Genomic DNA, 11,437 nt, shown 5'->3' with positions numbered 1-11,437 from the left:
GATCATCTAAAAACAGGACGACTCGGGATGCCCCCCGGCCGATAGCCTATCGATATGTTTCTCGCTATACATCGTACAGCGCGGTGTCAACATGCAGGCTGCATCAAACAAGAGATAAATGAAAAGAAAGAAGGTCTTAAGTAAAGTAGATTGCACAAAACTCCGCGCCACCTTGCGGTTTCGCTTAGGGCATCAATGAAAAAGCAGGCTTGATGCAGACTGTCATCGCTTTGTCGTAGGACGCGTTCGATAATAATCGATTTTCGAGCGAGTGCTCGGCGCGGTTGAAGTCCACGCATCAAACAAGAGATATCGACGCACGAGCGCGAACAGGTACGGCGCGGGGCGCGGAAGATGCGAGCGACGCCTCGAACATATTCTTGCGCGGAATCGACTCGCGACGGCTCGCTCGTCCGGCCGAGGTCGGATCCCTTGGTTGGTATCGCCACGCCGGGATTGAACAGGATGATCCGTGAAATTCACCCGGCAACTGCCGACCGTCCTTCTATTCTGCCGTCGGGACATGACTGCAGATGATGCCGGCCCACAGGCATTTGCTGTTGGGCCGGCACGGTCGTTACTTTAAAAGAAGAAGCTCGTCTGGAGATAGCCGTAGACGGTGTCGGCCGTGTTGGGTGCGTTGGGTGCGTCCTGCAGAAACCGACCTTTAAACAAATAGGCTGCCCCCGTTTCGAACAGCATGGCATCGGGGACAACCCAGTATCGCAGGCGAGCCTCGATCTGCTGGCCGGCGAAGTTCCCGGATCGGCCGGTACGATCCCGTACCTGTGTGAGGCCGAAGCTGTCGGTGCGATCCGCCAGGAACAGCGTGCGGTAGGCGAAGAAGGCATCCCAGATCGGGCTCGGCGTGACCTCGAAGCGTATCGCCGGTGAGATCATGTTCGATCGCTGCAGCGGCCCATAGAGGTCGACTGGGTTGTATTCGCGGCGGACGCCGAACAGACTGTCGAAACGGGTGAAGGTATTAGGGTTTCTGCTGTCGCCGCTGCCGTGATCGTATTGCAGCGCGACCCGCGGCAACCAGGGCGCAGCGAAGGTATAGCCCGCCTCGCCATGGAAGAAGTAGGCCGACACCTTGAGGTCGCGCGTGTCGGTGACGGCAGTCGTCTCCCGGGCGAGACCCGTCTGGTAGATCGCCTCGAAATCGTAGTCCCACTGCCCGGGCTTCTTCGCCCGCGCCAACCGCGCGCCAGGAGTGAACAGGCGACGGTTTCGGGTCTGCACCGATTGCGGACCCGTCGTCCCAGTATCCTGCTCGTACAGGCCGTAGCCATAGACCTCGAACGATCCGCCGAACACCTTCGCGAAAGTATAGGAACCGCCGAACAGTTGAAAGTCCGGGCTCTCCGAGTCGAGCTCGATCGTATTGTTGCGGATGCCTCGTGTGTCATCGGGCAACCGGGTCTGCGGCATGGTCCAGAGCAGGGTCATCTGATCTTTGTTCGTGCCCTTCCAGTCGTAGGACAGGCCGGTGAAGGAGTTGATGGTGTTGCGCATTAAATTGCGCGCCACGAGGCGGCGTGAGCCGATGTCCTTCGTGAACCGGCCGGCGGTGAGACTGCTCCTCGATCCATCGTGCAGGACATCGGAGAGATCGACGTTAAGATAGGCTTGGCCGAGTTCGAGGGCGTTCACCTCATTGGTGGAGACCGCCGAGTTTCGCGGCTCGCCGTAGCCACGGCTATCGAACAGCTCCGCGCCGATCTTCACCGTGCCGAGATTGTACTCGGCGAAAATATTGGTGAAGAACGAGGCCAAATAGTCATCACGCGCGGCAGGCGCCGGACGAAATTGGTTGGCGAGCCCTTCACCACGGGAGCGAATAGAGCCGTTAATCGTGAGATTGTCGGGTCGTCCGAGTGTGTCGTAGAGCGAGTACAGCGGCGTTGGCGTGGTCGCCTTGAACTGAGGCCAGGTTTGCGGCTTCGGCTCAGCATCTCCGTTCTGGGCTACGGCATGGCCATGGCCAGGACCCTGGCCTTCGTCGCCCTGTGCATGCGCAAGATTCGGAGGAATGGCGACAAGCAGAACGATGGACAGGAAAACCAGTCCTGCCGTCGAACCGAGGAAAGAACTCTTCATTAAATTCATATCACCCCCCAAGTTGCTCTGTCATGGCGGGTTCGGATCCGCTGAGCCGCAACATTCGAAAAACGTTTCACGCAGTCCTTGATCGACGCAGCCGTCCGCGCATGCCGCACACTCCTCATCAATGAGGAACGATGCGACCACTCAAAAACAATGATCACCTAAAGTAGGAAGATGCCTCAATCCGATAGCTTGTCGATGTGTCTATCGGCATATTTCGCATTGTATGATGTCGACGTTGTATGGTGTCAACACGCAGAGAGCATCGAACAAAACATAAGAATACTTCTGACTCCATCATAAGCGGAGAAAGAAGATCTTGAGTGCGTAAAGGCAACTGCACAGAATTCTGTACCGCCTTGCGACTTCGCTTTTTGGCTTCAATTGAAGACAAACTTGATAGCGGTGTCATCTCTTGTCGTAGGACTGCGTTCGACAGCAGTCGATCTCGACGGAGTGCTCGACGCGATTGAAATCCATGCATCAAACAAGAGAGGGAGCATCGCTTCTCACTTCATCAAAAGCAAAAGAATATCTTGAGCGCGCAAGGGCGGCTGCACAGAATTCTGTACCACTCGCGGTTTCGCTTCGGGCATCAATTGAAGGAAAACTTGATGGCGGTGTCATCGTTTGTCCTAGGACTGCGTGCGATAGCAGTTGATCTCGACGAAGTGCTCAACGCGATTGAAATCCACACATCAAACAAGAGATGGAGCATCGCTTCTCACTTCATCAAAAGCGAAGGAAGATCTTAAGTGCGTGCGGATCTGCCTTCGCCTCTTCCGGCGGCAGCGGCCTTCGTCGTCACGTCGAAAAGCCAGATCTCGTTCCCGCAGGATCGCGCGCTCGCGGCGATAGACGGCGTTGATCGCTCTGTCTGCGCCGTCCGCTGCTTCCATGCGTCCTTGAATGTCGAGCGGGCGGTAGGCGACGAAGGCATCCCATTCGTCCAAGTCGGCCTACTCATGCGGCGATGACCCCGCGTCGGGTACACACATCCGTCAGCGTGATGCCTCGGCGCGCTCCGATCCGACGATCTGCGGTAGCGTGCCCGTGGGAGACGGATCTGCCGCTGCCTCTTCGGGCGGCGGCGCCGTTTTTGTCGTCATGTCGGGAAAACGCGATTTCATTTCGCGCAGGAAGCCACTCAGCGTATCCACCTTCGCCGCCATCTTGGCAATCTGCTCGAACTCGGCGCTGTTGCCCGCCGCCGGCTTGCTCGCGATATCAAAAGCGACCTTATCGGCGCTGCCGTTCATCAGCGGTGCATATTTTTCGCGGAAGCGCGCAAGCCCAAGCGCGTCCTCGGAGAGCGCGTAGCCGATGACAGCGCGAATGATGTCGCTCTTCTCGTTCGGCTTGAGCGGTTTGAAATCGCGCCAGCGCTCGCCGTAATAAAGCTCGACCTGTTCGGACGCCTCGCGCCAGCGCCGAGACGCCCAGTAAATATCGGACCGCAGACGAATCGCCTCACGCCCGGCGAGATTTGAGATGATGTCGAGCGCGAGATCGCGGCGGCCGACATCGCTCTGCGCGCGCGCTTCGAGCAGCAAGCGCTGCTGACGTAATTCACCGGCGAGATCCGCGATCCGCGTCGTGCGAAGTGCGGAGATTGCCCGGTCCGGCTTGCGGTTCATCAGATAGACCATTGCCAGCCGCGCGGCGACCTGCGCGCGTGCTGCACCCTCCAGCCGATGATCGATCTGGTATTGCAGGAGTTCGCCCGCCTGATCGAGCAGATCGAAGGCGACCAGACGATCCGCGAGCCGGCGGATCATCTCGTCGCCGCGACGGCCAATCGGAGTCAGGTCGCGAAAGTCGTAGAACATCGCCAACGCATCGACCGGCGGAAGATTGTCGCCTTTCGTGCTGAGGAAGAGCTGGGCGAACAGCGCCGCCGCGTCATCCTGAATCTGGCGTGACACCGCGGAGTCCGGTTCCAGCCGCGTGGCCGTCCTTGACGCCGCCAGCGCCTCCGCATAGCGGCCGGTATCGATATAGAGCGCCATCAGCATTTTCAGCGTCTGCACTTCCAGCCTATCGCCGCGCCACATCACCGACAGCGTTTCGAGATCGCGCAGCGCATCTTCCGGTTTGATCTCGTTGCGCTTCTGTCGCAACGCGATGTTGTGAAGCTGCGCCTCGGTCGCGGCTTCGCGGTCCGGCGAGGCCATCACCTCCTTGTACTGAGCAAGCGCATCCTTGTCGCGCCCGAGCGCTTCCGACAGCCGTCCGCGCATGACTGTAATCCGGGGCTTCAACTCGTCGGGAATGCCGAGCGCGTCGAGATCACTGCTGCACGAAGCGACCCCGGAAAAATCCCCGACCTCAAGCGAGGCTCGCATCGCAGCAGCGACGATCGCGCGCTGCAAATCGATTGGCAATACCGATATGGCGAAATGAGCGTTTTTGAACTTCTCCCGTGCTTCCGCCCACTTATGCTGCTGCGCGAGCGCAAGTGCCTTCCAGAGTTGAGAATCGTAATTGGCTCCGATCGCCGGATTAGCGAGATCCCGCATAGCCGACGCCGTATAGTTCGTCAGCGAACTCGCAACTGAATGCACGATCAGCAGAACCGGATCTTCCTGTCCGGGATTCCGTTCGGACAATGCGAGGTCAAGAACCGCCCTGGCTTCGTGATAGAAGCCGCGCGCCATGTAGAACCGGGCGAGGTCGATCCGCGCCGTGGCCCGCGCATCATCGTCACCCGCCGTCGACGCGGCGTCGACCAGTTCATCGAGCCGCTTGAAGAGATCGGCCTTGCTGTCCTTCTGCCATTGCTCGACATCGAAGATCGGCTGAGCCGTTGCCGCGCGCTCGGGCGCGGCATTAGCCGCCGACAGGGTAAGACCGCCCCGTCGGGTCACCGTGACCTTGTCGGAGGCGACCTCGACGGCAATATCGTCGGACTTTGGCTCGACCACCACGCCATGGATCGATTCACCCAGCGAAAACTCCACGAATTGCTGACGCCTGACAAAGCCGCGCGCCGGCGGCAGCGCGGTCACGACCATCAGGGTAGTGCCCGAGTCGGGATCGACGATCCGGTGCAGCTTGCCGGGGCCTGCGAGCGGCACAGTGACGCTTGCGTGAGCCCGATCGATCACATCGCGCTGTGCATAAAGCGCGCGCGATGGCTGTTGTACGGCATCGGCAAACGTCACGATCCAGCTCTCGCCCGCCGCGGTGGATGCAGACCCCTTCGAGTCTCCGGCCGAGAGGGCGGCCAATTGCGGACGAGCCAGGCGGATACGAATTGCCTGCCCGTTGTTCAAGGAACGGCGATCGATGTCGGTGATGAGCGACCCGCCCTCCTTTTGAATCGCGCCGGTATCGATCGGCTGCTCGGAGTCGAACACCAGCCACACCGTATCGGCCCGCCGGAACAGCGCGGCCGGTGCCGGCGCGCCGAATCCGAACGTCAGACGAAAACCCTCGGTGCGTCTCTCAGCGTCGAGGGTCACAGCGTCATGCGCGATTGCCTTTCTTGATGGCGCCGGAGCGATCGCAGGCTCCGACGCCGCCGCGGCCTTTACGGAGTCCTGCTTGATAGCAATATTTTCTGCTGGCTTCTCCTCTGCCGGCTTCGCTTCTGAAACGTCCGCCTTTGAAGGAGCGGTGGAGGGCGCTGGGGCGGCAACCGGCTTTTCGACCGGAGACTGAACAGACGCGAGGGGTGCAGCGATAGCCGGCGCGGCTTCGGAAGTTTTTGCTGCCGGCGCGGGTTTGACATCAGACGCCGGAGGCCGAACCGTCAGCCCGGCTTGCTCCGCAATCGTCTGAGAGGTCGGCGGCGGAATCTCGGCTGCCTTTCCGGCGGAAGCGCCCTGCGGCCGAGCTTCGGTTGACGCGAGCGGCACCGGCAGTATCGGTTTGCCGGTCTGCTGAAAGCCGATATCGACGATGTAGCTCTTCTCTTCACGAAACGAATGCACATCGACATCGCCGATCAGTTTTATTTCGATCCGCGAGCCCTCGCCGTCGACCTTCTGCGCGATTGAGCCGATATTGGCTGGCGCCACCAGTTTCGCATCCGCCAGATCGAACGTCAGCGCAGGCTTGAACAGCAACGCAAGCGTTTGCTCATTGAGGTTGGAAGAGACGCCGCTGCCGTCCGGCAGCTCAAAAACATAGCGCACGAAGGTCGGCTGCAACGAAGCGCGCACGCGAACTGGCGACCGCTTCTTCGCCGCTTCGAGGCTGCGCTGTTCGCGCAAGGCGCGCTCGGCGGCGCGGGCACGTTCCGCCAGTTCTCGAACCACCTCCTGCGGCAATTCAGGCGGCGGCCCCTTCCAGCCGTCAGGCATCAAATCGATGAAGACGCGCTCGCCGGCGGTCATTGTATTAACGGTGACCTTGCGCGCCAGCGCCAGACGAATGGCCGAACCATCCGGATCGCGGCGCGCCGAGCCGACATAGTCCGGTACCGCATCCGAGATCCTGTCGACGGGAATATCCACCGGCCGCTTGAATCGGATCAGAAGGACGGTGCCCGCCACCGTCACCTCGGAATCGACATCATCCTCGAGCGTAAGCACGAGGCGCGCGAAACCGTTCGCCGCCACAAAGCTCGCCTCTCCCTGGACCACCTGCGCGCGACTTGCATCGGGAAACGCCGCGGCCAGCAGCAGCACGGCTGTCGCGACCGCCGGAATAAAGTCGCGCCGAAGCCGCCGCGCGCAAGCGCGCGCTTGCGACCAACATCGAGCGGCAATCGTCCGCGCCATTCCAGATAGTCTCTCGACTCGAATCCGTGACCGGACGCTCGCACGCCGGTCAGACCGAACACTAGGATTGTGGAATTAAGGACTTGTTAAACAACGATCCTCGTGGAGTAAATTTGACATTCGCTACCGACGTCGCAGCAAAGCCGGCAAGCGAATGTTAAATTCAAAACTCCATTGGAAACCCAATAGTTGCTAGCGGTCCTTTGATTCTAACCTTCGCAAGGAGGCTCGCTGAAGCGGAATGCGAATATTAGAACGGACCACTAATTGCGAGTCGACTGCGTCGGCTGGCCCTCGATCTTCGGAAGATTGGAGGCCGCGGTTGCGTTGCCACCGCTCGCACGGCGCGCCAGTTCGACCGTCAACCGTTCCGCAGCCTCGGGAGACATCTGACCGAGAATCTCCGACATCTTGCGCGGCGCGATCTTCGAAGCGATCTCGAACAGTACCGGCATTTCCAGCCGGTCAAACACCTTGGCCGCCTCCTTCGGCTTCATGTTCTCGTACATCGTCACGAGACCCTTGAAGCGAGCAATCTCGGCCTCGTTCTTCTCCGCGGTCGCGGTCGCGATCCGCGCTTCGATGCCCTTCATCTGCTCGACGCGGCCCTGGATGCGATGTTCAGCGGCTTGCAAAAGGCTTTCGCGAATGTCAATTTCCCGAGCACGTGCTTCGATTTCCTGTCGCCGGCTCTGAAGGCGCTCGAGGATGGCCCGCTCGGAGGGCGACACAGACTGACCCGGCTCGGGGAGAGTGCCTACCTTCGCCACGCCCGGCGTGTCTGCTGCCTGGGCGGATTCTTCGTGCTTCGCCTTATCTTCTCCCGCACTGTCCTTGCCGGCGGCGTCTTTGTTCTTCGCCTCGACCGATCCGGTGATGTCGCCCGCGTCCGGAGCTGCGCCTGGAAAGTTTAAATTCTCCTGCGCCCATGATGGACGGGCTGAATCCCGCCGGACATCGAGGACATAGCCGCCGTCGATCACGAGCCCCGCGACCTTGAGCACCGCGAGGCCGAAGATCGCAGCCGCTACGACGGGAATGACCCGGATGTCCCTGAAAGCACTCATGCAGCGAGGCCGTTCGTCCTTTTGCGTTCGGAAAATGCCCGCGCCGCGGCTGCGACAGAGCGGGCATCACTCGTCACGGCCTCCGGTTCCGGGGCCGCCGGCGGACGCGCCGCAAGCGCGATCCTGGTCAACCGCCGCATGACGGCATCGCCCTCAGCCAGTTGCTTCGCCAACTGTCGCGACAAATCGGTGGCCAACGAAATCTGGTTACCGAGATTGTCGTTGACGTCGCGCACCGTGTGCTTCAGCCCGCCGATGGCGCGCTCGGCGATCTCGGTCGCCGTGATCAGTTCGCTAATCGTCGCCTTGAGCGACTGTTCATCCGCCCTCAGCCGCTTCAGCCGCTTGTTCAGTAGCATGCAGTAACCGATTGTCAGAACGAGAAGAACCGCAACAAGGCTCTCGATCGCTAATCCGAAAGAGTGGTTCATTGGGCCTCCATCATCTTGGTCTGCTCGTCCGCTCTCTCGAACATGGCGAAGGTGGTGTTCGGTTTGCGCAAATGTTTCGACACGCGAATGGCGACGCGGTCGCCGACCCGCCCCATGCGGCCTTCGGTGAGCGTAACGCTGCCGCACCGAACCGCCACCGACGCATCAGGCCGCATCTCAAGCGCAAGGGTATCGCCGACCTTCAGGGTCATAAGCTGCTTGAGCGGGATTTCGGCCTCATACAACACAGCGTCCACGGCGATCTGCGCCTGCGAGATCTCGGTGGCGAGGTGGCTTTCCCAGATCGGATCACGGCCGAACTTTTCACCCATGAACATCTGCAACAGAACGTTGCGGATCGGCTCAATGGTGGCGTAGGGAAGCAGCAGTTCGATGGTGCCGCCACGATCTTCCATGTCGATCCGCAGCCGGACCAGGATCGCCGCATTGGCCGGACGGGTGATCGCCGCGAACCGCGGATTGGTTTCGAGACGGTCGATCGAAAACGACACTGGCGAAAGCGGCCGGAACGCCTGCTCCGCGTCGGCCAGAACCACTTCCACCAGCCGCTTTACCAGATTGGTTTCAATCGTCGTGTAGGGCCGCCCTTCGATGCGGAGCGAGGTCTGGCCGCGACGGCCACCCAGCAACACGTCGATCATGGAGTAGATCAGGCTGGAGTCCACCATCGCCAGTCCGAAGTTCTCCCACTCCTCGGCCTTGAACACGCTGAGCACCGCCGGCAGGGGTATCGAGTTCAGATAGTCGCCAAAGCGGACCGAGGTGATGCGGTCAAGCGAAACCTCGACGTTGTCGGAAGTGAAATTGCGAAGCGACGTCGTCATCAGCCGCACCAGGCGATCGAACACGATCTCCAGCATCGGCAGGCGCTCATACGACACCATCGCCGAGTCGATGATCGCCCGAATGCCCGAATTGTCGTCGACGTTGATCTCGCCGACGCTAAAGCCGAGCAGGTTGTCGATTTCCTCCTGCGACAGAACCCGCTCGCCGCCGTTTTTGCCGCTGCCGAAATCGCGGCCACCGTCGTCGACCATGGCGGCCCATTGTTCCGCCATCGCGTCCGTGAGTTCATTCGCGGCAGCGGACTTCGCCGCTTCGGCTGGATCCTCCGAGTCGAGCGAGGCTTCCCACTGGGCTGCGATTGCATCCTGATCAATCTGATCGCTATCGTCCGCCATGATCCCGTTTCCGCGCTAGCGCCCGTTTCCGAAGTTCGTTCCTTGGAGTGCCGCTTGCGATTTGAAGCTCCTGATACGAGCTTGCGGCATATGATGTAGCAACTTCAAAAACAGCGACACTCCTCACTGGATGACGACTTCCTTGAACAGCACCGCATTGACATGATCAGGCGAGATCACAGCATTCACCCGTTTGGTCAGTTCTTCCTTCAGGCGGAATAACCCGGCTGAACCGTTGAGATCACTTGGACGCAGTTCGCGCATATAAGTCTGAAACAGATCGGTGACCCGGGGCAGCGCCGGCTTGATCTTCTCGACCTGCGGCTCCTCCTTCACCTCAAGAACGACCTTCACTTTCAGATATTGCACCCGCTCTCCGGGCGCGCCGACCAGGTTGACCAGCATGTCCGGTATGTCGACGAAGGCCGGCGGCTTCGGCGGTGGCGCTTCGGCAAGCTGCTCGCCATCGTGATGGCGGAATAAAAAGAACCAGATGCTGCCGCCGGTGACGAGAATCAGCAGCACGGCGCCGACCGCGACAATCAGCTTGAACCTTTTCTTGCCCGGCGGCGCGTCTCGATCTGCCGCTTTCTCAGCCTGATCATTCTCAGCCATCGTCAGCTCGCCCTTTCACCCAGGGTCGGTCCGAGTGCTGCCGAGCAGGCTGGATACGCAGAACAGATGCCGCCGGCGCACACGCGCCCTATTGCCTTGACACTCGTGCCCGGACCCGAAGCTCGTCGCTCCCGCAACGGCCTGCGAACTTCGAATTCGACGTTCACCAGCATCCATTCTGGTGTGTTTTGGTCAGAAGTTCGCTTTCGAGGTAGTGGCGAAAATGCGGAGAACTTCTGGGCTGCCACACTAGGTACGCAATGGTTAACGGAACCTTTCTTTTAACCATAACTAGGAAGATTTTGCCGGGCCGATATGGTCAACAGGGCCTTAATTACCGGGTCTCCCAGGGGGTAGATTTCAATAAACGACTGATAATCCATCGCTTCTGAAGCTGGCACGGCTTTCGCTATCCCTTTCTTGAACCGCAGGCTTGGGAGAGCCTCGAGGTTCGATCGATCCGGTGTCGCGGCCTGGGAGGGCTTTCTTCACACGGATCCTCAAGGGGAGAACCACCGATGGAGAATACGCTCCTCATCGGACTGTCGCGGCAGATGATGCTCGAACGGCGGATAGACGTCATTGCGAACAACGTCGCGAACGTCAACACCAACGGTTACAAGGCCGACCGCTCGCTGTTCGAGGAATACCTGATGCCGGGAGCGCACGAAGACAACTTCGTCGGCCGCGACCGCCGCTTAAGCTTTGTCCAGGACCGCGCCACCTTCCACGACTTCGCCGGCGGCCCGACCGAGCAGACCAAGAGCCCACTCGATGTCGCCATCGACGGCAAGGCGTTTCTGGTGGTGCAGACGCCGAACGGCGAGCGCTACACCCGCGACGGCGGATTACAGCTCAATTCACAGGGACAACTGGTAACGGCATCGGGCTTTCCGGTGCTCGGCTCCAATGGCCCGATCAGGTTCCAGCAAACCGACCGTGACATTACGATTTCCGCCGACGGCACCGTGACCGTGATCGAGGGCATCAACAACACGACCAACTCGATCCGCGGCACGCTGCGGCTAGTCTCCTTCCCGCAACCCCAAAAGCTGATCAAGGAGGGATCCAACCTCTACGCCGCGGGCGCAGGCAATTCCGCTCAGCCGGATACGAATGCGCAAGTCCATCAGGGCTTCATTGAGCGCTCCAACGTCAATGCGGTGACCGAGATGAGCCGCATGGTCGAGGTGTCCCGCGCCTACACGCAGATGGCGACGCTGTTGCAGCAGCAAACCGATCTGCAACGATCCGCCATCGAAAAACTCGCCGACGTTCCGGCATAA

The 11,437-nt window shown here is 60.2% G+C and carries 8 protein-coding genes; 1 reads left to right on the top strand and 7 read right to left on the bottom strand.

The genetic code is table 11. The features are described 5' to 3' along the window. Nucleotides 1–582: 582 nt before the first annotated feature. From B2M20_RS06105 to fliL, 7 genes are all read right to left on the bottom strand, one after another. Nucleotides 583–2,112, bottom strand: a complete 1,530-nt coding sequence (locus tag B2M20_RS06105; RefSeq protein WP_079446173.1) for an alginate export family protein — start codon at nt 2,110–2,112, stop codon at nt 583–585. Nucleotides 2,113–2,807: 695 nt separating this feature from the next. Continuing rightward, complete coding sequence (locus tag B2M20_RS18980) at nt 2,808–3,062, bottom strand: hypothetical protein (RefSeq protein ID WP_139372852.1); 255 nt, start codon at nt 3,060–3,062, stop codon at nt 2,808–2,810. Between the two features lie 48 nt (nt 3,063–3,110). Continuing rightward, complete coding sequence (locus tag B2M20_RS06095; RefSeq protein WP_079446171.1) at nt 3,111–6,836, bottom strand: ATP-binding protein; 3,726 nt, start codon at nt 6,834–6,836, stop codon at nt 3,111–3,113. Between the two features lie 263 nt (nt 6,837–7,099). Next, nucleotides 7,100–7,903: a MotE family protein gene (locus B2M20_RS06090; protein WP_079446170.1), complete on the bottom strand. Its 804-nt coding sequence runs from the start codon at nt 7,901–7,903 to the stop codon at nt 7,100–7,102. Then, a complete protein-coding gene (locus B2M20_RS06085) occupies nt 7,900–8,334 on the bottom strand; it encodes a DUF6468 domain-containing protein (RefSeq protein WP_079446169.1) in 435 nt (144 codons plus the stop codon). The genes B2M20_RS06090 and B2M20_RS06085 overlap by 4 nt, the downstream gene beginning before the upstream one ends. Then, entirely contained in the window at nt 8,331–9,536 is a 1,206-nt protein-coding gene (gene fliM, locus B2M20_RS06080; RefSeq protein ID WP_079446168.1) for a flagellar motor switch protein FliM, read from the bottom strand. Before fliM ends, B2M20_RS06085 begins: the two co-directional genes overlap by 4 nt. Before the next feature lie 123 nt (nt 9,537–9,659). Further along, the gene (gene fliL, locus B2M20_RS06075; protein ID WP_079446167.1) at nt 9,660–10,151 is read right to left on the bottom strand and encodes a flagellar basal body-associated protein FliL; all 492 of its coding nucleotides are present in this window, start codon (nt 10,149–10,151) and stop codon (nt 9,660–9,662) included. A gap of 518 nt (nt 10,152–10,669) precedes the next feature. Here fliL and flgF point away from each other — a divergent pair. After that, a complete protein-coding gene (gene flgF, locus B2M20_RS06070; protein WP_079446166.1) occupies nt 10,670–11,437 on the top strand; it encodes a flagellar basal-body rod protein FlgF in 768 nt (255 codons plus the stop codon).

It is taken from the genome of Nitrobacter vulgaris, assembly GCF_002028545.1.
GTDB lineage: Bacteria > Pseudomonadota > Alphaproteobacteria > Rhizobiales > Xanthobacteraceae > Nitrobacter > Nitrobacter vulgaris.
Note: the sequence above shows the minus strand (reverse complement) of the source record. Positions and strands in the feature narration are given on the sequence as shown.